The 22072-nt window shown below is 67.5% G+C and carries 18 protein-coding genes and 2 pseudogenes; 8 read left to right on the top strand and 12 right to left on the bottom strand.

Annotation, left to right across the window (positions count from 1 at the left end; genetic code table 11):
• Positions 1–18: 18 nt before the first annotated feature.
• The 4 genes and pseudogenes from ACFQBT_RS09785 to ACFQBT_RS09770 form a co-directional block, all read right to left on the bottom strand.
• Positions 19–843, bottom strand: a complete 825-nt coding sequence (locus tag ACFQBT_RS09785; protein WP_377822312.1) for an HAD-IIA family hydrolase — start codon at positions 841–843, stop codon at positions 19–21.
• Positions 840–2159, bottom strand: a complete 1320-nt coding sequence (locus ACFQBT_RS09780; RefSeq protein ID WP_377822311.1) for a dihydrolipoamide acetyltransferase family protein — start codon at positions 2157–2159, stop codon at positions 840–842. Before ACFQBT_RS09780 ends, ACFQBT_RS09785 begins: the two co-directional genes overlap by 4 nt.
• A 34-nt stretch (positions 2160–2193) precedes the next feature.
• The gene (locus tag ACFQBT_RS09775; protein ID WP_377825429.1) at positions 2194–2532 is read right to left on the bottom strand and encodes a transketolase C-terminal domain-containing protein; all 339 of its coding nucleotides are present in this window, start codon (positions 2530–2532) and stop codon (positions 2194–2196) included.
• A gap of 177 nt (positions 2533–2709) precedes the next feature.
• Positions 2710–3947 (bottom strand): annotated as a pseudogene (locus ACFQBT_RS09770) (thiamine pyrophosphate-dependent enzyme); the annotation flags it as partial.
• Positions 3948–4524: 577 nt separating this feature from the next.
• Here ACFQBT_RS09770 and ACFQBT_RS09765 point away from each other — a divergent pair.
• Complete coding sequence (locus ACFQBT_RS09765; protein WP_377822309.1) at positions 4525–5304, top strand: GntR family transcriptional regulator; 780 nt, start codon at positions 4525–4527, stop codon at positions 5302–5304.
• 23 nt (positions 5305–5327) lie between these two features.
• Here ACFQBT_RS09765 and ACFQBT_RS09760 read toward each other — a convergent pair whose 3' ends face one another.
• The 5 genes from ACFQBT_RS09760 to ACFQBT_RS09740 all read right to left on the bottom strand — a co-directional run bounded on the left by ACFQBT_RS09760 (position 5328) and on the right by ACFQBT_RS09740 (position 11136).
• Positions 5328–6119: an HAD-IA family hydrolase gene (locus tag ACFQBT_RS09760; RefSeq protein WP_377822307.1), complete on the bottom strand. Its 792-nt coding sequence runs from the start codon at positions 6117–6119 to the stop codon at positions 5328–5330.
• On the bottom strand, positions 6116–6997 hold the full coding sequence (locus ACFQBT_RS09755; RefSeq protein WP_377822303.1) for a class II fructose-bisphosphate aldolase: 882 nt from the start codon (positions 6995–6997) through the stop codon (positions 6116–6118). The genes ACFQBT_RS09760 and ACFQBT_RS09755 overlap by 4 nt, the downstream gene beginning before the upstream one ends.
• Before the next feature lie 104 nt (positions 6998–7101).
• Positions 7102–7887 carry a triose-phosphate isomerase gene (locus ACFQBT_RS09750; RefSeq protein WP_377822301.1) on the bottom strand — a complete coding sequence of 262 codons (786 nt, stop codon included), beginning with the start codon at positions 7885–7887 and terminating at the stop codon, positions 7102–7104.
• Positions 7884–9542: a glycerol-3-phosphate dehydrogenase/oxidase gene (locus tag ACFQBT_RS09745; RefSeq protein ID WP_377822300.1), complete on the bottom strand. Its 1659-nt coding sequence runs from the start codon at positions 9540–9542 to the stop codon at positions 7884–7886. The genes ACFQBT_RS09750 and ACFQBT_RS09745 overlap by 4 nt, the downstream gene beginning before the upstream one ends.
• Positions 9543–9633: 91 nt before the next feature.
• The gene (locus ACFQBT_RS09740) at positions 9634–11136 is read right to left on the bottom strand and encodes an FGGY family carbohydrate kinase (RefSeq protein WP_377822299.1); all 1503 of its coding nucleotides are present in this window, start codon (positions 11134–11136) and stop codon (positions 9634–9636) included.
• A 246-nt stretch (positions 11137–11382) separates the two neighbouring features.
• On the opposite strand from ACFQBT_RS09740, the gene ACFQBT_RS09735 reads away from it, so the two are divergent.
• Genes ACFQBT_RS09735 through ACFQBT_RS09710 form a run of 6 tightly spaced genes read left to right on the top strand, consistent with a single transcriptional unit; the run spans position 11383 to position 18333 of the window.
• A complete protein-coding gene (locus ACFQBT_RS09735) occupies positions 11383–12477 on the top strand; it encodes a DUF7973 family transport facilitator (protein ID WP_377822297.1) in 1095 nt (364 codons plus the stop codon).
• Positions 12478–12517: 40 nt separating this feature from the next.
• Positions 12518–13333, top strand: coding sequence for an HAD family hydrolase (locus tag ACFQBT_RS09730; protein ID WP_377822295.1), 816 nt, complete (start codon positions 12518–12520; stop codon positions 13331–13333).
• Positions 13330–14607 carry a RuBisCO large subunit C-terminal-like domain-containing protein gene (locus ACFQBT_RS09725; protein WP_377822293.1) on the top strand — a complete coding sequence of 426 codons (1278 nt, stop codon included), beginning with the start codon at positions 13330–13332 and terminating at the stop codon, positions 14605–14607. Before ACFQBT_RS09730 ends, ACFQBT_RS09725 begins: the two co-directional genes overlap by 4 nt.
• Before the next feature lie 38 nt (positions 14608–14645).
• Entirely contained in the window at positions 14646–16076 is a 1431-nt protein-coding gene (lpdA, locus tag ACFQBT_RS09720) for a dihydrolipoyl dehydrogenase (protein WP_377822291.1), read from the top strand.
• Positions 16073–17029 carry a 6-phosphofructokinase gene (locus ACFQBT_RS09715; RefSeq protein ID WP_377822289.1) on the top strand — a complete coding sequence of 319 codons (957 nt, stop codon included), beginning with the start codon at positions 16073–16075 and terminating at the stop codon, positions 17027–17029. The genes lpdA and ACFQBT_RS09715 overlap by 4 nt, the downstream gene beginning before the upstream one ends.
• Positions 16987–18333 (top strand): 6-phosphofructokinase, encoded by a 1347-nt coding sequence (locus ACFQBT_RS09710; RefSeq protein WP_377822287.1) that lies wholly within the window; start codon positions 16987–16989, stop codon positions 18331–18333. Before ACFQBT_RS09715 ends, ACFQBT_RS09710 begins: the two co-directional genes overlap by 43 nt.
• Here ACFQBT_RS09710 and ACFQBT_RS09705 read toward each other — a convergent pair.
• The gene (locus ACFQBT_RS09705; RefSeq protein ID WP_377822286.1) at positions 18286–19734 is read right to left on the bottom strand and encodes a GuaB1 family IMP dehydrogenase-related protein; all 1449 of its coding nucleotides are present in this window, start codon (positions 19732–19734) and stop codon (positions 18286–18288) included. The two genes, ACFQBT_RS09710 and ACFQBT_RS09705, sit on opposite strands and share 48 nt — an antisense overlap.
• 25 nt (positions 19735–19759) lie before the next feature.
• On the opposite strand from ACFQBT_RS09705, the gene ACFQBT_RS09700 reads away from it, so the two are divergent.
• On the top strand, positions 19760–20422 hold the full coding sequence (locus ACFQBT_RS09700; RefSeq protein WP_377822284.1) for an MBL fold metallo-hydrolase: 663 nt from the start codon (positions 19760–19762) through the stop codon (positions 20420–20422).
• A gap of 14 nt (positions 20423–20436) precedes the next feature.
• Here ACFQBT_RS09700 and ACFQBT_RS09695 read toward each other — a convergent pair whose 3' ends face one another.
• Positions 20437–21189, bottom strand: coding sequence for an FGGY-family carbohydrate kinase (locus ACFQBT_RS09695; protein ID WP_377822283.1), 753 nt, complete (start codon positions 21187–21189; stop codon positions 20437–20439).
• A gap of 185 nt (positions 21190–21374) precedes the next feature.
• Positions 21375–21995, bottom strand: a pseudogene (locus ACFQBT_RS09690) (xylulokinase); the annotation flags it as partial.
• Positions 21996–22072 lie beyond the last annotated feature (77 nt).

Here is a 22072-nt window from a genome sequence, read left to right as displayed (position 1 = left end):
CGGGGTGTCGCAACTGCATCAGCCGCGGACGGTCAACAGCTCATCGATCCGGTCGAGGACGACGTCGGGCGGGTCGTCGGCTCCGTTGTGGGCCAGGAGTGCCCGATCGGTCTCGCCGGTCAGGACCAGGGCCGACGTCATCCCGCCGCGGTTGGCGAAGCGGATGTCGGTGGCGAGGCGGTCTCCGAGCATCACGGTCGATTCAGGGCGCAACCCGGTGAGGCGGATCATGATGTCCAACAGCCCTCGCTCGGGTTTGCCGAACACCGCCTCGCAACGCACCTGGGCGCAGGCTTCGATCGCCGCGATGACCGATGCGGCATCGGGCTCTCCGCGACCGCCGGGGAAGGGGCAGAAGCGGTCGGGGTTCGTGGCCACCAGCCGCGACCGCTTGTGAAACCACAACGCGTCGAAGGCAATTTGCAGCTTCCGGTAGTCGAAAGCCCGGTCGTAGGAAGCGATGACGACGTCGATCTGCTCGGGGTCGTCACTCAATTCGACGCCGGCTTCGGTGAGCGCAGACTCCAGCGGCGCCTCCCCGATAGCGAAGACCTTGGCACCTGCCGCGTTGTCCTGGATCCACCGCACCGTCGCCGTCAGGCTCGTCACGACATCGGCAGGGTCGGTCGGCACGCCCAGCCGGGTCAGCTTCTCGGCGTACTCCACGGCGGTCTTCGTGGGGTTGTTGCTGCAAAAGACGGTGCGCTTGCCCGAATCGCGCAGCGCATGGATCGTGCGTTGCGCGCCGGGCAGGAGTGCGTCGCCGAGGTAGACGGTGCCGTCCAGATCGAAAACGGCTGTCTCGATCCGGTCCAGCAGCAACCCGGGTGCCGGCGGCGTCATACCAAAAGCAACATCGGCTGCTGCATCAACTGCTTGAAGCGGGCGAGCCACTGCGCGCCGAGGGCGCCGTCCACCGGACGATGGTCCACCGACAGGACCACCGACATCACCGTGCCGACCTCGAGCTGGCCGTCGTCGGTGACCACCGCTTTCGGGACGGCGGCGCCGACGGCGAGGATGCCGGCGTGCGGGGGATTGATGATCGCGTCGAACTCCTCGATGCCGTACATGCCCAGATTGCTGACGGTGAGGGTGCCGCCTTCCAGCTCGGACTGGTTGAGGCGACCTTCGCCAGCGCGGTCGGCGGCGTCCTTGATACGCGCGGAAAGCGTTGAGAGGGAGAGTGATCCGGCGTCAGTGATGACTGGCGTGACCAGCCCCCGCTCGGAGGCCACCGCGACGGCGACGTCCGCCCGTGGTGCCCGCAGGATCGCGTCGTCGGTCCACACCACGTTCATACCCGGCACGTCGAGCAACGCGAGAGCGGCCGCTTTGACGATGAAGTCATTGACCGAGATCCGCTGGTCGCGACTGGCGTTGATCTCGGCGCGCAGGGCCAGCACGGCATCCATCCGCACGGACGCGCGAAGGTAGAAGTGCGGTGCGGTCTGCTTCGACTGCTGCAGGCGGCCGGCCACCAGGCGGCGCAGTTTGGTGTGTGGCACCGCCTCCCACCCGTCGTACGCCGACGAGACCGTTTGCGGGCTCGGTGCGGGCTGCGCAACCGGTGCGGCAGAGGGTGCGGAGGTTTCCGGAGCGGTACCGGCGGCCGCAGCCGCCTCGACGTCCGCGCGCACGATCCGACCCCGCGGGCCGCTGCCGTCGACGCGATCGATGTCAACGCCCAATTCCCGAGCCACCCGTCGCGCCGACGGGCTCGAGAACCGCCGCCCGGCGGTGCCGGCGCCGACCAGTTCCCGCTCCGGAACCGGCGCTGCCGCCGACGGTGCAGCAGGGGCGGGTGTTACAGCGACCGGCACGGAGGGCTCGGGCGGTGCCGGTGCCGTGGGCTCGGGAGCAGACGCGGGTTCGCCCCCGAGCGCCGCCACCAATTCCTCTGCGGCCGCGGCAGGTTCGCCCACCGCGAGGATCACCGCAATCGGGTCACCGACCGGTACGGTCGCACCACCGTCGACCAACAGGGTGTGCACGATGCCGTCGCTATCGGCGGACACCTCGACCAGTGCCTTCTCGGTCTCAACGGTCGCGATGGTCTGATCCTTGCTGATCTCGGCCCCGGCCTCGACCATCCACGATTCGAGGATGGCTTCGTCGGAATCCGCGGAGACGCCTGGCATCCGGAAGTAGCTCGCCATGTGTATTCCTTAGTCGTTGAGGTAGATTCGCGGATCAGGCGGTGACGCGCTGCAGGCCGGCCACGATGTCGCTCTCGTCGGCCAGAGCTGCTGCCTCCAGGACCTTCGAGATGCTGGGGGAGGACTCGCTGCCGTGGACCCGCTCGATCGGCGCATCCAGCCAGTCAAAGTAGCGGCGCTGGATCTCATCGGCCAACCACCCGCCGTACGACGTCTGCAGGGAGCCCTGCTCGACGATCAGGACGCGGTTGGTCTTCTTGATGCTGGCCTCGATGGTGTCCCAGTCGATACTGGCCCGGTCCAGCCACCGCAGGTCGACGACCTCGGCGTCGATGCCGCTGCTGTCTGCTGCGGCAACCGACTTGTTCACCATGGACAGGTAGGACAGCACCGTCACCGCGGAGCCCTCCCGGCGGATGGCGGCCCGACCCGGCGGCAGCACGTAGTCGAAGTCGCGCAGCGGAGCCGGCGCCACCGACTTGTAGAGATCGGCGTCGTGCTCGAGGACGGCGACCGGATCTTTCAGGGCCATCGCTGCGTTCAGCAGACCGACGTACTCCAGCGGTGAGGACGGCGCGATGATGCGCCAGCCGACGGAGGTCGCAAGGATGCCGGCCGGGTCCATCGAGTGCTGTGACCCGTAACCGGTGCCGGTGCCGATCTTGATCCGCAGCAACAACGGCATGTCGTGATCGCCGCCGAACATGTGGCGGGCTTTGCCGATCTGGTTGAACAACTGGTCGGCGGCCACCCAGATGAAATCGGCGTACATCAGCTCGACGACGGGGTAGAAGCGGCCGTCAAGCGCCAGCCCCCGCCGAGCCCGGTGAAGGCGGCCTCGGAGATCGGCGTACCCAGCACGCGGTCCTCGAACTTCTCCGCCAGACCCTTGGTCGCGCCACGCGACCCGCCACTGAGTTTGTGCACGTCCTCACCCATGATCACGATGCGGGGGTCGGCATCCATCCGCCGGCCCATCACCTCAGCGATCACGTCGACGAACTTCTGGTCGGCGACCTCATCGGCGCCGAAGTCCTTCTCCTCGCGGACGCTCCTGCCCTCCAGGGTCGACAGGTCGCCGCGGATGCCGACGTCGATGCGGGCGGGGTCCGGCCACAGCTCGGGGCGGATGCGGTTCTGACCGGGCTTGCCCTCCGGGTCCTGCTCGATCAGACCGGCTCCGATCGTGGCCAACTCCGCACGGATTGCGCTGCGGATGGTGCTCAACTCATCGGCGGTGCGCAGTGTGCGGCGGATCAGGTGCGACTCGACCAACGCGATCGGGTCCCGGTCACGCCACTGGGTCTCCTCGTCCTTGTCGCGGTAGCCGAAGGCGCTGCCGGGGAAGGGACCGTTCTGGTGGAAGTAGCGGTAGGTGTCCGCCTCGATGATCGTCGGACCGCCGCCCGCGCGCATGTGGGCCAGCGCTTGATCCATGGCGAGTTTCACGGCGAGCACGTCCTGGCCGTCCACGCGCCAGCTGGGAATGCCGAACCCGAGACCGCGGGCCGACAGGCGCGCGTCGCCGGTGGCTTCCTGCACCGTGGTGGACACGGCGTACTGGTTGTTCTCGATGAAGAAGCACACCGGGAGGTTCCACGCGGCCGCAAGGTTGAAGGACTCCAGCACCGAGCCGATGTTGACCGCTCCGTCACCGAAGTAGGTGACCGCGACGTTGTCGGTGTCGGCGTGCCGGTCGGCCCAGGCGAATCCGGTTGCGAAGGGGACCGCCCCGCCCACGATGGCGTTGGTACCCATTGCGCCGGCTTCCTTCCACTGCAGGTGCATCGAGCCGCCACGACCGTGGCAGTAGCCGTCGGCGAGACCGGCGATCTCGGCCATCGAGCGGTGGAGGACCTCGCGCACCGCATCACTCAGCGGCTGCGCCGGATCAATGCCGCCCGGAGCAACGAAGCCCAACGCCTTGGCCAGGAACTGGTGGTGCCCTCGGTGCGAGCCGTTGACCTGGTCACCGCCGTTCAACGGCAGACCCGAACCCACAGCACCGGCCTCCTGCCCGATGCTCGAGTGCGCCGGACCGTTGATCAGCTTCTGGCCGGCCAGGACGAGGACCTCCTCCTCGAACGACCGGATGATGTTGAGCTGGGCGTACATGGTGTCCAGCTCGGCCGGCGTGGCTGCGTCCCAGTCCGCCGTGGTGGTGGCGAGCTCGACCCAGGGGGCGAGAGGCTTGAGCGGGGTGGTCTTGGGCACCGGCGTTACCTTCCGGTGTTCTCGTGGTTCGTCAGTGATCGTGACGCGCGGCGGCGCGGTCGTGGGCAGAATGATGGGGATAGCCAGGTACACACAGGTATGGCGTGGGTGCAGTCAAGTAAACGCTCAGCCTGGTACCGTCAGCGAGGCTATGAACATTTCTGCCGCCAGCGCCTCGTCGACCCCCAGCCCGATTCCTGCTGTGCTGGATCGAGACGGTGCCACGCCGATCTACATCCAGCTCGCTGAGGTGTTGCGCGCACGCATCGAGAGCGGTGAATGGCAGCCGGGTCAACGGATTCCGTCGGAGAACGAGCTCAACCGGATGTACGGCGTGAGCCGGATGACCGCCCGACAGGTGCTGGCCCAACTGGTCAACGAGGACCTGCTCTTCCGGGTCCAGGGCAAGGGCACTTTCGTCGCGCACCGCAAGATCTCCACGCGCTCGCCGGCCTACATGGGCATCCGCGAGCAGTTGGAGGGAATGGGTTACGCGGTCCAGACCAAGATCCTCAAAGAAGGCATCGTGCCCGCCGACGGCCGAGTCGCCGAGGCGCTGCGGTTGATGCCGGGGGAGGATGTCTACGAGATCCGCCGGATTCGGCTGCTGCCGGATGACGAGCCGATCAGCATCCACACGTCGTACGTGCCGGCGGCGCTGGCTCCGGGGCTCGGGGCGGCGGACCTTGCCAGCCGACAGTTGTGCGTGGTGCTTGAGTCCGAGTACGGCCTGCGGATGGGGCACATCGATGAGACCCTCGAGTCCACGTTGCCCTCGGCAGCGGCAGCTTCGGAACTGGGCATCAAGCGCAGCACGCCGCTGCTGCTGCTGAGCCACCAGATCTCCGATCCGAGCGGGAAGCTCTTCGAGTACTCGCGCATCCTCTTCCGGGGCGACAAGATCCGGCTGCAGTTCCACTACGACCTCTGATCCGCGAGCGGTCGTCGCGCCGGTCACTGGGGCCACGGGCGGTCAGCCTTGTCGAGAATCAGTTCGAGTGACGACACGGTGACCAGGCCGTCCTCGTCGCGGACGTCCAGGCCCGCCCGGTAGTGCGCCGGCGCACCGGGCTCGCCCAGGTTGCTGATCACGGTGGCAGCGTCTGGGAAGGAATCGTCGCCGGTCAGTGAGCTGATGGTGACGATGTGGCGCAGTCCTGCGGCGGCGGCTGCGCGAGCACCGGACTCCGAATCTTCAACCACGACAACCATTTCCGGGTCCTGATCGAGATCGGCCAGTGCGCGCAGATAGATGTCGGGTGCCGGCTTCTTGGCGGCGACGATGTCACCGGCCCAGACCCCGGCCATGCGGGATCGGGTCGCCTCACCGACGGCCGTTCGCAGGACTGCCTCGACGCTGCGTTCGGCCGAGGTGGAGGCGACCGCCACCCGCCAACCGGCATCGAGCGCACTCTCGATGAGTCGACGCACCCCAGCTCGGCCGGGCAGCTTGCCCGCTTCCACCAGTTCAACGTAGAGCTGGCTCTTGCGCCGGTGCAGATCGGCAACGGTGGCGTCCAGGTCGGCCTCGGCGACGCCCGCCTCCGGGTGGGTCTGTAGGTAGTGGCGCATACGTTCCTTGCCGCCACCGATCTTGACCAGGTCGGCGTACTCCGCCACGCTCCATTCGATGTCCAGGCCGGCTTCGGCGAAGGCTTGGTTGAACGCCACCAGGTGGCCGTCCCGTTCGGTATCGGCCAGGACACCGTCGCAGTCCAGGATGAGTGCGGGTGAGCTCGATGTCATGCGCCCACCCCGACCAGCGCGTGGGCCCTGCCGGCTGAACCGAACTGTTCGATGTGCTCGGTGACGGTCGCGGCCACCGCTGCGGAGATCTGGTCGAACATCTTGACCGGCTCCCATTTGCCGGTCTCCTCCGCCGTCGCGATGTGCGCCTGTGCGGCCTTCATGTAGGCCAGCTTCACGGTCGTCGAGATGTTGATCTTGGCGATCCCGTTGGCGATGAAACGGTCGAAGTCGGTTTGGGACAGCCCCGTGCCACCGTGCAAGACGATCGGCAGGTCGGTCAGCCGGCCCAGCTCCAGGACCCGATCGAAGGCGAGAACCGGGGAGGCCTTGTACAGACCGTGCGCCGTGCCCAATTGTGGCGCAAGCAGATCGACACCGGTGTCGCTGGCGACCTCGACGAGTTGTTCGTTGGTGTAACTGTGCAGTGCTTCATCGGAGCCGACGCCGTCTTCCACGCCGATGATGTTCTCGATCTCGCTTTCCACGCCGACTCCGGCGGCGTGCGCCTCGGCAACGACCTCCGCCGTCTCGCGCCAGGCCTGGTCCAGCGGGCGGTCGGAGGCGTCGAAGAGAACCGAGGACCAGCCGGTACCGATGACCTCGGTGATCACCGACCGGTCGGGACAATGGTCCAGATGCAAACTCACCGGGACACTCGCGGCCTGCGCCGCATGCCGGAACGCATCGAAGAGCGGCTGGGCGCCCGTTGCCTTCACGGTCTTGACCGAGGTCTGGATGATGACGGGTGATTGGGCAGCCTGCGCCGCCTGCACCACGGCACGCAGCGACATTTCGTCGACGATGTTGACGGCGGGAACCGCGTAACCGCCGGCACGGGCGGTCGTTACGAGGTCGACGGTGTTGGCGATAGCCATGAGCTGTCCTAACGTCGGGAGACGGGTGCAGCCGGAGTGGTCAGAACGACACAACGACCCGGGTGCGTGCAGTCACCATACATGTATATACGACCCTAGACAACCTACTCGCGGCGAATGTTCCACACTTCGGTGGCGACGTCGGCGAAGCTGTCAGGATCGACGCCGGCGCGGCCGAGGAAGACGCCGTCCGGCACTGCCTGCGCATCGCCCTGGGCGGCCTCGGCGATGGCGGTGAACGTCCCCGGCTGAGCACTGCCGCCGTACAGGACCCGCACCGAATCACCCCGGGGCGCAAGGAGACTCCGGAGTGCTGCCACAACGTCGACGACGTGCTCGGCTGGTGCCGGTCGATCGCGTCCGATGGCCCAGGCCGGCTCATAGGCCACCACCAATCCGCCCGGGCAGTCCGTGTCGCCGATGACGGCATCGATCTGGGCGCTGACGGCAGCCACGGCGGATTCGCCCTCCACCGCCTCACCCACGACGACGACCGGGGCCATGCCTTCTCGGGCCGTCGCTCTCACCTTGGCCAAGACCGTGTCGTCGGATTCGCCGAACAGGCGTCGACGTTCCGGGTGGCCGGCCATCACCATCCGCACCCCCAGCTCGGCCAGCAACGGGGCACTGACCTCTCCGGTGAAAGGACCAGGGGGATGGACGGACACATCCTGGGCACCGACCAGCCCGCCGCCGGCGCCGAAACCGTCGCGTAACAGCGGGATCAACGCGAAGGCAGGGCAGATGTAGGTGCTTCCCGGGTCCACTCCGGAGGCCTGCAAGCGGCCCAGGACGGTCGGGCCCCAGGCTCTCGCCGCCTCCGCCCCGAGATACGACTTGGTACTGGTCCCGATCAAGGTGGCGGGCAGGGGTGGAACGCCGGCGGTCATGCCGGCACCGTGTCGCGCGCAGGCTGAAGTCCGCCGCGCAGCCGCTGCTCGACGTACTCGCGATGCGCGCGCACCTCGCAGTCGATGTCGGCGGAGTCCCAGCCCATCAAGGGTGCTGCCGCTTCGGCGACCTCGCGATCCACCGACCGTCCCAGATCCGGCTCCAGGCCCACCATGGTGCGTCGGTGCAGCAGATCCGTCAGGTGGGTCGCACCTTCGCCACGGATCGCGATGTCGATCTCGGCGGTCAGTACGGCGTCTCGTCCCTCGCCGATCACCCGGCCGGCTGCCGGGTCTCGCCGGATGAGGTCGATGAGCTGGCGGCACCGCGCGCCGTACACCTTGATCAGACGGCGTATGACGACATCCGGCACGCCCTGAGCGCGAAGCTCGTCGGCCAATTGCGTTGCGACTGCGAGCCATTGATCGGCGGCGCCGGGTAGGGCAGTGGTGTCGGCGTGCGACGGCTGAGTCGAGACTCCCAGTAGCTTCGCGACGACGTCCACCGTCTGGACCCCGAGCGAGAGGTGCGGCGTCAACTTGCCGCCGACGATGCTCACCAGCCGCTCGACCTGGGGGTGGGTCAGGATCAGATGCGACCGAGGGATGTCGCCGGTCGAACCGTCGGGGCGGTACGGCAGGGGCCGAACGCCGGCGTACGTGAACAAGACACTCTCCCGGCTCAGGCCGGCGCTGGGGATCAGCGCGTTGGTCTCGCGGATCAGATAGTCGACATCGTCTTCGTCGGCGGCGACCGTCCCCGGGTCACCGGTGAACCGCTCATCGGTCGTGCCGATGAGATAGCGATCGTTCCACGGGATGACCAGCACGGCGCGATTGTCCGAACGCGCCTCGTAGTAAATGCATTCGGCGGGCGCACCGGGGAACGGATCGACTACCAGGTGGGCACCCTTGGTACCGCCCACCATGCGTTCCAGCGACACGAGACCCGCCAACTCATCCAGCCACGGCCCGGCCGCGTTGACGACCACCTCTGCGGACACGGTGTGCTCGGCACCCGTCGTCAGATCGGTGTAGCGCACACCGGTGGCACGACCGGAGGCGCACGTGATCTCCTCGACGGCGGCGTACGTCTGAACGGTGGCACCCGATTCGACTGCGGACAGGAGGGTTTCGAGGACCAGACGCTCGGCGTACTCCACCTGGCCGTCGTAGTAGTGCAGCCCGCCGGTCAGACCATCGGGGTCCAGGGAGGACAACTCGACGGCGGCCGCCTTCTTGCCGATGCTCCGGTGGCGCGGCAACGACTTCCCGGACGACAGCGCGTCGTAGAGCACCATGCCGATCCGGAACATCCAACCGGGCTTGTGGTTGTGCCGGTAGATGGGTACGACGAAGCCCAGCGGTTTGACCAAGTGCGGTGCGATCTGAAGAAGCCGCTCGCGGTCGTGCAGGGACTCGTGCACGAGCCGCAGCTCGCCGTGCTCCAGGTAGCGAAGTCCGCCGTGAATCAGCCGGCTCGACCAGGAGGACGTGCCCGACCCGATGTCGGCACGCTCCAGGACTGCCACGGAGAGGCCGCGTAAGGCGGCCTCTCGTGCGATCGCCGCGCCGTTGATGCCGGCACCCACGATCACCAGGTCGTAGTGTCGCGCTGCGAGTTGTGCTGCGTCGGTTGCTCCGAGTACGGCCATTGCCCACCCTTACTGTCTGGTTGTGTGCCGATACCAGCACCGGGAGCCGGTGCTGGCATCGATTCGTGCGTTCGTGATGGTGCTGCGCGGCTCAGGCGGGCACCACCCGGTTGGTCCATCCGCGCGTCAGATCGCGGGCGGCGCGCCAGCCGTCGTACATCGCGTCGGCCTGGTCGCGGCTCATCGTGGGCTCGAAGCGGCGGTCCACCTGCCACTTGGCGGAGACCTCGTCCAGGTCGGCGAAGATGCCGGTGGACAGGCCCGACAACAGCATGGTGCCGAAGATCGTGGCTTCGGCGACCTTGGGTCGCACGACCGGAATGCCCAGGATGTCGGCGGTGAGCTGGCACAGGAAGTTGTTCTTCACCGCGCCGCCGTCCACGCGCAGCTCGGCGATGTCCACGGCGCCGGTGCCCTGCCGGGCGGCCTCGACCACGTCCCGCGTCTGATAGGTCATCGACTCCACGGCGGCACGGATGATGTGCAGGCGGCTGGTCGCGTTGCTCATCCCGATGATGGCTGCCCGCGCGTAAGGATCCCAGTCCGGCGCCGAAAGGCCGGTGAAGGCGGGCACCAGGTAGACCCCGTCAGTGCTCGGGACCTGACCGGCGTACCACTCCGAGTCGGGGGCGGCGTGAATGAGTTTCAGGTCGTCACGCAGCCACTGCATGGTCTTTCCCATGGCGAAGAGGACGCCCTCGATCTCGTAGGCGACCTTGCCCTGGACGCCCCAGCCGACGCTCGGGGTCAAGCCCGGAATCAGTTGGGGCTTGTCACCACAGTTGATGTTGAGCACTCCGGCAGTCCCGTAGGTCATCTTGGACAGACCCGGCTCGTAGGCGGCCTGGCCGAACAGGCCGGCCTGCTGATCGCCGAGGTTGGCGGCGATGGGGACCGGCGAACCGAAGGTTGCTTCGATGTCACCGACGACCGCGTCGGACGGGACGATCTCGGCCAGCATGGTCTTGGGGATGTTGTAGATCGCCAGGAGATCGTCGTCCCAGCGCAGAGTCTGCAGATCCATCATCATCGTGCGGGACGCATTGGAGTAGTCGGTGACAAAGGACTGGCGGCCGGTGAGATTCCAGATCAGCCAGGTGTCGACGGTGCCGGCGAGCAGTTCTCCACGTTCCGCGCGTTCCTGTGCGCCGGGGACGGCGTCGAGGATGAAGCGGATCTTCGAGGCGGTGTAATAGGCATCGGGAATCAGTCCGGTGCGGGACTGGATCAGATCGCCGTGACCGGCCTGGGCCCACCGCTCGACCACGTCGACGGTCTGTCGGGAGGCCCACACGATCGCGTTGTGGATGGGCCGGCCGGTGTCCTTCTCCCACACGATGCCGGTCTCGCGCTGGTTGGTCAGCGCCACCGCTGAGAGATCTGACGGGGTCAGGTTGGCATCGCGCAGCGCCGCGCGAATGACCTCCAGCTGGGTGTTCAGGATCTCCGTGGCGTCATGCTCGATCCAACCCGGCTTGGGGTAGTGCTGAGTCAGCTCCTGCTGGGCGAATCCGACGATCGTGCAGTCCTGATCGATGACGAACGATCGTGCGCTGGTGGTGCCTTCGTCGATCCCGAGAATGTATGTGGCCATGGGTCTATCCGTTCTGACGGTGAAGCGCTATGGGAGTAGCGGGGGCAGAGCAGGTGACGCGATGTGAGTCGGATCACAGGGGGTGCTCAGAAGGTAGACCGCTCGTACAAGTACAGTCAAGCACTTGTATAAACTTGTATAGCCAGCTAGTGTCCCGACCATCATTGAGAGCCAGATCACACTTCTTACCCGTGCTTTGGTCTCACCAGGCAGTGCGAAAGCACAGCTCCCGGAAGGTCAACTGGAATGACATTCGATGCACTGATGCTCCTGCTCGCAGCAGGTGGGGGCTTCTTGGGCGCCGCGATCGGCGGCCTCAACGCGTTCATCTTCACCGGACTGGCGGTGTTGTTGGGTAACGCGATCCTGATGGCGGGCGGCTCGGCCGGTTTCCTGAACACCGTGGCGTTCGGCCCGTTCCTCGGTCCGCACGTCGCCTTCGTCGGCGGTGTCGCCGCCGTCGCGTACGCCGGGCGCAAGGCGGCCCGGGTGGCGGAGAGGGCCGCCGATCTGGCGGTCGCTCCCGCCGCCGTCGCGGCGATGTCCGGTGCGGGCACGGCGGATCTGGACCGGCCGCGCGATGTGTCGGTGGTGGATCTTGAGAACGCCGGTCCGGCACCGGACGATGCTCCCATCGTCGGCGGCAAGGACATCGGTGTTCCGCTGATCTCCTTGGAGCAGTGGGACGTTCTGCTGGTGGGCGTCGTGGCCGGGATGCTCGGCTACTGCGTCAACCAGGTCGTCGCCGCAATCGGTTGGTTCGGCACGCACACCGACACCATCGCGTTCACCGTGATTGTGATGGCCATTGCCACCCGCCTGCTGTTCGGCCGCACGGGACTGTTCCCCAAGTCCGGCTCGCGGCCCGACGGGGCCAGCGGCTGGGGCCGCTTCGCACCGTACGACGAGGCTCGCTGGATCAAGTACCACGAGCGGTTCGTGCCAGCGACCATGCTCGGGGCATTCGTCGGCCTGTTCGCCGCCGGCATCACGGTGTTGTTGTCCACTGCGTACCCGGACCTTGGTGCGACAGCCAAGACGTTTGCCTTCGGTTTGTCGGCCCTGTCGCTGATCTTCCTGGGCTTGGGAGTGTCGTTCCCGGTGACTCACCACATCACGTTGCCCGCTGGGGTGGCCGCCGCGGCCTTCCTGCCAATCGTGCACGGCAACCACACCGCGGCCATTCTCATCGGTGTCCTCGGCGGGATCCTGGGTGCGTGGCTGGGTGAGTTGTTCGCGCGGCTCTGGTACAACCAGGGCGACACCCACATCGATCCTCCCGCGGCCGCGATCTGGCCGGCTACGACCATCATTCTGGTGGCTGCGGCCTTGTTCAGCTGACCGACCTGACACCCGTTCGTCGCCAACCAAGAGGAGAACCGTGCCGGCACCCGTAGAGATCCCGGCCGCAGTCGTTGCGGACGTCGACGGAACCATCGCGGGCGCCGACCATCAGGTCTCACCGCGGACGTTGGACACCCTCGCCGCTCTCGAGCGGCGGGGTGTCCCCGTCATCCTGGCCACCGGTCGCTCCGAGGCGAATGTTCTGGCCATCGCCCGGCGCGCGGGACTGACGACTCCGGCCATCGCCTGCAACGGCGCGCTGGTCGTCGATCCCGTCAGCGGTGACCGGCTGCGCGTGCGGACGGTCGCCCCGGCTGACGTCTCGACGATGATCGAGTTGCATCGCCGCACCGGCGCCGCCCTCACCTGGTGGACGCCGGAGCAGATTTTCGTCACCAGTGAGCGACTGAAAGCCGAGCTCGCGCAGCTGGGCGACGGTGAGATCGAGGTTGTCGCTGCGCCAGAGCCGCCACCCCAGGACGTTCTGAAAATCATGTTGAACGGGACCGCCGCGCAGTTGGACGCCATCGGTGACATCGTGACCGAAGCCCTTCCGCGCGTGACCCGTTCGCTTCCGACCTTCTGGGAGTTGTCGGCCCAGGATGGGGACAAGTGGGGCGCCTTGGAGTGGCTGTTCCGGCGGCTGGAGATCGACCCTGACGGCGTGCTGGGCATCGGTGACGGCGGCAACGACGTGCGCTGGCTGGCCCGCGTCGGACGTCCGGTGGCGATGGCCAACGCCCATCCGTCGGTGCATGAGGTGGCCGTGGCCGTCGCCGGACATCACGCGGACGAGGGAGCGGCTGAATTCCTGATGCAGGAAGTGAATTCCTGGCCGGAGGTGGCGTCATGACGGCCAAGGGCAACGACGTGTTCTGCCTTCCGGAGCAGCTTGCCGCGGGGGACCAGGAGTACGTCGTCGGCAGTTACTATCTCGAACTTCCCTCTACTGCAGACGTTCTGGCTCGTGCGGCTGGGTTTGCCGTGGGACAGAGCATCGGAACCTGGGTCGAGGTACCCGGCGTGACGGCTGAGATGCGCGATCGGCACGTCGGCCGCGTGATCGGCGTACTACCCTGCCCGCCAGTTGATCTCGCCACACAGCAGCCAGATGTCAGCGGCTACGTCGTGCAGGTCGCAGTACCCACCGTCAACATCGGGCCATCGATCCCGATGCTTCTCACGACGATCCTCGGTAACGACAGTTCGACGTCGGTGCAAGCGAAACTGATCGACGTGCAAGTGCCACCGCGGTTTGCCGCAGCGATCGGCGGACCGCGTTTCGGAGTCGAGGGTATCCGTGACCTGCTCGGCGTCCCCGACCGTCCGTTGCTGCTGAACATGATCAAGCCGTGCACCGGGTTGACGCCCGAAGCGGGCGCGGAGATCTTCTACCAGACCGCGCTCGGCGCGGTCGACATGATCAAGGACGACGAGCTCATGGGTTCGCCGGAGTTTTCTCCGGTGCCCGATCGGGTCAAGGCCTACACAGCTGCCGCCGAGCGTGCTCGGCAGGTGACCGGTCGGGACGTGGTGTACATCCCCAACGTCACCGACCGCCCGGACCGGATGCTGGAACACGCCACGGCCGCGGTCGACAACGGCGCGCGAGCGCTCATGGTCGCCTTTGCCAGCGTCGGGTACGGCGCGGTGCAGGCTCTCGCCGAGGTGGCCGATGTTCCGATTCTCGGTCACTTCGCCGGCGTGGCACCGTTCTACGAGGGCCCGGCCTCCGGCATGGCATCGCCGATCGCAGCAGGGTTGCTGCCGAGGGTGGCCGGCGCCGACTTCGTCCTGATGGCAACGCCGTACGGCGGGTACCCGCTCGCCCGGCTGCAATACCTGCGGACTGCACAGCAGATCTCACTGCCCAGGCCAGGGGTGAAGTCCGCCATGCCCATCGTCGGCGGCGGGGTGCACCCGGGTGTGGTCGCGACGTACATCGATGATCTCGGCACCGACATCGTGTTGGGCGCCGGCGGCGCGATCCAGGGCCACCCGGACGGACCGGCTGCCGGCGCCGACGCGATGCGTCAGGCGATCGACGCAGCGATGGCGGGCGTACCGGTGACCGAGGCGGCCGGTGACCACCGGGAACTCGCCGCAGCGCTACGCGCCTTCGCCTGACCACCAACCATTCCCGATCAACGCAAGGAAATACCAGGATGAGCAGCAGTACCTCCCTCACCACCCAGGTCGTCGTGCTCGGCGGCGGCCCGGGTGGGTACACCGCTGCGTTCCGCGCCGCTGACCTCGGGTGCGAGGTCGTGCTCATCGACGATCGCCCCGCGTTGGGTGGCGTATGCCTCAACGTGGGGTGCATCCCGTCGAAGGCGCTGCTGCACGCGGCGAAGGTGCTGTCCGAAGCGCGGGAGATGCAGGAGCGGGGTATCAGCTTCGGAGCACCGACCGTCGACATCGACGCCTTGCGCGGCTGGAAGGACGGTGTCGTCGGACGCTTGACCGGCGGCCTGACCGGCCTGGCTCGCAAGCGCAAGGTCCAGACCGTCGTAGGCGTCGGTCGCTTCACGGGGTCACACACGATCGAGGTCGCCGACGACGACGGCCGGACCACGACGGTGAGTTTCGAGCAGGCAATCGTTGCCGTGGGCTCCCGACCGGTCCGACTGCCCTTCGTCCCGTACGACGATCCACGAGTCTTCGACTCGACGGGCGCCCTCGAGCTGCGACAGATCCCGAAGCGGCTGCTGGTCATCGGCGGGGGCATCATCGGCTTGGAGATGGCGGCGGTCTATCACGAGCTTGGCTCGGCGGTCTCGGTGGTGGAACTGGCGCCGCAAGTGGTGCCCGGCGCCGATGCGGATCTGATCGCACCTCTCGCCGCGCGCATCTCGCGGCAGTACGACGCGGTCTGGACCTCGACCAGCGTCACGGCCGTCGATGCCACGCCGAGTGGCATCACGGTGTCTTTCAGTGGTGAATCAGCCCCGGCGACAGCACAATTCGATGCAGTTCTCGTCGCGGTGGGGCGGGTGCCCAACGGTGGGTTGATCGACGCGGAGGTCGCCGGTTTGGACGTGGATGAACGCGGCTTCATCTCGGTGGATTCACAGCAGCGCACGAACGTTGGGCACATCTACGCGATCGGGGATGTCGTCGGCAACCCGATGCTCGCGCACAAGGCCGTGCACGAGGGACGCGTGGCCGCTCAGAACGCCGCTGGACAGTCCAGCGGTTTCGACACCACCTTGATCCCGAGTGTCGCCTACACCGACCCCGAGGTGGCCTGGGTGGGGATGACGGAGAACACGGCGGCCGCAGCGGGCGTCGACGTAGAGGTGGGGGTTTTCCCATGGGCTGCCTCGGGCCGGTCGCTGTCGTTGGGTCGCGACGAGGGTCTGACCAAGCTGGTCGTGGAGCCGCAGACGGGCCGGATTCTCGGCGCGGGCATCGTCGGCCCCGCGGCGGGCGAACTCATCGCCGAGGCGACCCTTGCGATCGAACTGGGTGCGCTGGCCGAGGACGTGGCCCTGACCGTCCATGCCCACCCCACATTGTCGGAGACGCTGGGGATGGCAGCCGAGGTCTGGGAGGGCACCATCACCGACCTCTACCTTCCGCGGAAGAAGGTGTGAACCCTCGATCGGCGCGCCTCGCGGTGCTCACCAGCGGCGGGGACGCGCAGGCGATGAACGCTGCTATTCGCGCGGTCGTCAGAACCGCGTTGCACCTGGGCGTCGAGGTCTTCGGCGTGCATGAGGGGTACGACGGGCTTGCGGGTGCGACGGAACGTATCGAACAGCTGGGGTGGGATGACGTGTCGCGCGTGCTGGATCGCGGCGGCACGATGCTGGGCACTGCTCGCTCGACGGCGTTCCGCGAGCGCGCCGGTCGCCGGTTAGCCGCAATCCGACTCGTGCGCAAAGGAATCGACCGAATAGTTGTCATCGGTGGCGATGGCAGTCTGACCGGTGCGCTGCTGCTGCACGACGAGTGGTCGCAATTGCTGGCCGAGGCGGTGGCCGCCGGTGAGCTGTCCGCCGCCGAGGCAGAGCGCCACGGGGGCGTGGTGATCGTCGGCGTACCCGGCTCGATCGACAACGACCTGCCGGGCACGGATGTGGCGGTCGGGACCGATAGCGCACTGCGGCAGATCGTCGACGCGATCGATGCGCTCGAAGCGACCGCGACCAGTCACCAGCGGACCTTCGTGGTCGAGGTGATGGGCCGAAACTGCGGCTATCTGGCCGCCGCCGGGGCCATCGCGGGCGGCGCCGACTACGTCCTTCTGCCGGAGACTCCCGTCGGCCCGGACTGGCAGCACGAGATGTGCACCCTGCTGGGCGCGGGCCGTGCGGCAGGCCGGCGCAACAGCGTGGTCGTCGTGGCTGAGGGTGCCCGCAATGCGGCAGGCGCCCCGATCACAGCGGGCGAAGTGCGTGCTGCGATCGAGCGGCTGCTCGGTGACGAGACCCGCGTGACCGTCCCCGGGCATGTGCAGCGCGGGGAGTGCCGAGCGCGGCCGACCGCGTGGTCGCCTCGCTCATGGGTGCTGCCGCCGCACGTGCCGCGGTCGATGCCGATCTGACGGCCGATGCGCACCTGGTGGGCATTCGCGGCACCCGGCCGGAACTGTCCCTGCTGCGCGATGCCCTCGCGCGGGCCGGTCAGATCGCGCAGTGTGCCCAACACGGAGACGGCGCCGGGGTCCGGGCGCTGCGCGGCGCAGCGTTCGGGGATCTGGTGCGCACCAGCGACGCCATGGCCCGGGCCGTCCCGCGCAGCCCGCAGGAGGACGCTCGCCGGGTGGGCGTTCTGGTGGAGGGACCGCTCGCGCCGGGGATGAACGCCGTCGTCCGGGCGCTGGTGCGCCTGGGTCTGTCCGAGGGGCTGGAGTTCGCGCAGATCGACGACGGGCTGGCGGGTTTGGTCACGGGACAGGTGCGCAGACTGGATTGGGACAGCGTCTGCGGCTGGGCCGGCGAGGCCGGTTCCCGCGTCATCAGCGGCGACGCGAGACCTGTCGATCTTTCCGACGTCGGCGCCGCGCTGGAGAAACACGGCCTCGACGCGTTGGTCGTGCTGGGCGGTTGGTCGGCGTACGAGCAGGCGACCCGCCTGGCGGCGCTGGAGGTGCCGACCGTGGTGATCCCGGCCTCGATCGGCGGGGACGTTCCGGGGACGGAGACCTGCGTCGGCGCCGACTCGGCGGTCAACTGGATCGTCTCCAACGCCGATCGGATCCGCCACCTGGGTACTTCGCAGGTGCGGTGCATCGTGGTCGAGACCGGAGGGGATGCCTGTGGGTATCTGCCCACTGTCGCGGGCCTCGCCGGGGGTGCGGTTCGCGTCTACGTACCGGAGGAACCGGTGGATGCCGCCATCATCCGCGAGGATGCGCAACGACTGGCGCGCAGCGTGGATCAGGGTCAGCGACTGGGGTTGGTCATCCGCGGCGAACGCGCTGCCGGTGCACTGACGACTGACGAATTGTGCCGCGCTTTCGAGGAATTCGGGGACGGCCGGTTCACGATGCACCAGGTCGTGCCGGGTCAGACACAGTTCGGTGGCTCGCCCAGTCCTGCGGATCGGCTGTTGGCGGCGAGGGTCGCGCGATGCGCCGTCACCTGGCTTGCGTCGGCTGATGGCACCTGTCCGGCACACGTCGTCACGACGGTGCGCGAAGGTCTGGTCTCACCGGAGCCGTTGGCGAGCGTCGCGACCGGCGCCGATCCGATGCGGCGTCGTCGGACCGACACGTGGTGGTCGGAGCTGGCCGTGCTGAGCGAGGCCTTATCGAACCGCCCCGGGACCTCTGCCCGGTTGACGCGCAAATTTGCCTTGTCACCAGGAAGTTTCGCGCGGCCTGCCCTCGTCGTACCCACTGGCTGACTGGACCCCCACCGTGGCGCGCTCGTGGAACTGCCCGATGGTGCGGGCGCCCGCGTAGGTGAAGGACGAGCGGACCCCGGCGATGATCTGATCGATCAGGTCTTCAACGCCGGGCCGTTCGGGGGCCAGGAACATCTTCGAGGAGGAGATGCCCTCTTCGAACATCGCCGACCGGGCCCGGTCGTAGGCGGATTGGGTCGAGGTGCGGTTGCGCACAGCGCGCGCCGACGCCATGCCGAAGGACTCCTTGTAGAGACGCCCGTCGTGGTCGCGGTTGAGGTCGCCGGGAGACTCCCACGTCCCCGCGAACCACGAGCCGATCATCACGTTGGCGCCACCCGCGGCGAGGGCGAGGGCGACGTCCCGCGGGTACTTCACCCCACCGTCGGCCCACACGTGAGCACCGAGTTCCGTTGCTGCCGTGGAGCATTCGAGCACCGCCGAGAACTGCGGCCGACCGACGCCGGTCATCATGCGGGTGGTGCACATGGCACCGGGACCGACACCGACCTTGATGATCTCCGCGCCCGCGCCGACCAGATCGGACACGCCGTCCGCGGTCACCACGTTGCCCGCGGCGATCGGCACATCGGCGCGACCAGACGCATCGCGTACGCCGCGCACCACTTTCAGTGCGTCGAGCATCTTGTCCTGGTGGCCGTGAGCGGTGTCGACGACCAGGACGTCGGCGCCGGCTTCGAGCATGGCCTCGGCCTTGCCCTGCACGTCTCCGTTGATCCCGATCGCCACGCCGAGGCGCAGCCGGCCCCGGTCATCGACCGCGGGCGTGTAGATGCCCGAACGCAGGATGCCGCGTTTGGTGAGTACGCCGAGCAAGGTGCCGTTGCCGACCACCGGGACGACGTCGAGGTGTTTGTCGGTCAGCAGATCGAAGGCGTCCGCCAGGCTCGAGCCGTCCTGCACGGCCACCAGATCCCGGGTCATGACGTCGCCGACCGTTTCGAAGCGGTCGCGCTCCAACAGGTGTCGTTCGGTCACGATGCCCACCGGCTCCTTGGCCGGCCCGATGACAATGGCTGCGCGGTGGGCGCGCTTACCCAGCAGGGCGAGCACCGAGGAGACGGGTGCGTCGGGGGTGACGGTGACCGGTGATTCGTAGACGGTGTGCCGCGACTTGACGTAGTCGATGGTTTCGCGGACCGCATGGATCGGAATGTCCTGCGGCAGGATCGCGATGCCGCCGCGGCGGGCAACCGTCTCGCTCATCCGGCGACCGGAGACGGCCGTCATGTTGGCGACGACCAGCGGGATCGTGGTGCCGGTCCCGTCCGCCGTTGTCAGATCCACGTCGAGCCGGCTGGTCACGTTGGAGCGCGACGGCACCATGAAGACGTCGTTGTACGTCAGGTCATATGCGGGTGAGGAGTGCAGGAACTTCACGGGAGTCCATCGTACGGTTGAACCCATGGAATTGACGCATCTCGGCCACGCAGCAGTCCTCATCGACACCGGGTCGACGCGGGTTCTGGTGGATCCCGGCGGATTCTCCGACGTGAGCGGTGTCGATAACCTGGACGCCGTCTTCATCACCCATCAGCATGCCGACCACGTGACGGGCGAGCAGTTGGCGACGGTGCTCGCCGCCAACCCGGACGTACCGATCTACTCCGACTCCCAATCGGCCGCACAGTTCGGTGACGATGCTCATTCGTTGCAGCCGTGGACCGGCGGCGACGAGGCACTCACGATCGGCGACCTCACCGTCACGCCGGTGGGCTCCCAGCATGCCGAGATCCATCCGTATATCCCGCGCATCGACAACACCGGTCTGGTGATCAGCGGCGGGGGACTGACGCTGTTCCATCCGGGGGATGCGTTGGACGCCGACCCGGGTACGCCGATCGACATCCTGGCCGTGCCCGTCACCGCCCCTTGGTCGGCGGTGAAGGACACGATCGCGTTCGTCCGGCGGATCCGGCCCCGCCTGCTCGTCCCGATCCACGACGGGACCGCCAGTGAGGCGGGCCGCGCCATGTATCTGGGCCACATCAGTGGGTTTGGCATCGACGGGGGAGTGCACCTGCAGGATTTCCGCGGCCAGGGTGCGGTGACTCCCGAGCTGGACTGATCGACGTACGCCGATCAGAAGTAGCGCGCGGACACCTCGGCCAGCGCGTCGTACTGGCCGGCCCTGGCCATGGCTTCATACATTCCCCGGTAGACCTGGTGCAGCTCGTCGTAGAGCTTCGCCGTGGACTCGCTCGGGGTGAACTCACCCTCGACGTTGACCATTGCCCCGACGGCATCGTCGATCGACGCGAACGCCCCGGCGCCATAGGCACCCAGGATCGCTGCGCCCAGCACGGTGCACTCGCGCTCGCGGGTGACCTTGGTGGGCAGACCGATGATGTCGGTCATCAGTTGGGCGAATCCGTCGGACTTGGTGCCGCCACCGGTCAGCCGCAGGTCGGTGATGCCCCCGACGATGTCGCTGCGGAAGGCGTCCACGACCATGCGCATCTCGTGGGCGCAGCCCTCGAGCAGGGCCCGCAGCATATCGGCGCGGGTGTGGTGGATGCCCAGCCCCAACCAGCCGCCCTTGGACGCCGCGTCGTAGTACGGCGTGACCTGGCTGGTGAGGAAGGAATGGAACAGCAGCCCGTTCGCACCGGCGGGTGAGGTGGCCGCCTTGTCCACCATCACCGAGTACACACTGCGACCCTGTGCCTCCGCCTCCGCCAGCTCGTCGCTGCCGAAGTTGTCCCGCCACCACTTGAGATTCGCACCGAGGGCGAAAGCTCCGCCTTCGATATCCCACGCGCCGGGCACGGCGTGGCCACCCCACCACAGGTTGCGTCCCTGGATGCGGTCCAGTCCGTCCAGGTGGGCGACCATGATCCCGGAGGTGCCGACGGTGAATTCCGCCATGCCCTGGCGTACGACGCCGGCACCGATCGCGGCGCACTGCTGATCTCCAGCGCCCCGGCACAATGGAACGCCGACGGGCAATCCCGTTGCGTAGGAGGCGGCTGGCGAGACGACGCCGGCCTGCCCGGACGGAATGCCGACCGGGGGAGCCGGTCACGGTCGATCCCGCACAGGGCCAGGACCTCGTCACTCCAGTCCAGCTTCTCGATGTCGAGCATCCCGTTGAGCGTGAGCGAGGCGGGGTCGGTCACCCACTGGTCAGCGCCGAGGCGGTACAGGAAGTATTCCTGGCCGTTGGCGAACCACCGGGTGCGCGCGAACAGATCCGGTTCGTTGTCCCGCAGCCATGCGATCTTGGCGGCGGACCACAGCGGCGACAGCTGCATGCCGGTGAGCGTCTGGTAATCCTCCGGGCTGATCTGCTCACCGAAGATGGCTTGGTATTTCAGCGCCCGACCGTCGTTCCACACGATGGAGTTGGCCAGCGGGTTCTTGTCCTCGTCCAGGAGCAGGAACGTGCCGCGCTGGCTGGAGAAGCCCACCGACTGATAGGCCTCGTCAGGTAGCGCGGCCGAGGTGACCGCCTCCTTGGTGGCGGCGCAAATACCCCGCCAGACGTCCTCGACGTCTTGTTCGACCCAGCCCGCGCGAGGGGAGATGCAGGGGTACTCCTGATAACCCTCGCCCAGCCGGTTTCCGTGTTCGTCGAAGATCATGACCGTGCACCCTGTGGTGCCGGCGTCGATTCCTACGAATGCGCGGACAGCGCTCATTTCTGCTCCTTAGACACCGCGGACGGCAGTTGCACTGTGACCGCGAACACACTTGGTGTCGAGCAGCGTAAAGCAAG

This window comes from Branchiibius cervicis, from assembly GCF_042661605.1.
Taxonomy (GTDB): Bacteria; Actinomycetota; Actinomycetes; order Actinomycetales; family Dermatophilaceae; genus Branchiibius; species Branchiibius cervicis.
This window is presented reverse-complemented; position numbering and strand designations above follow the sequence as displayed.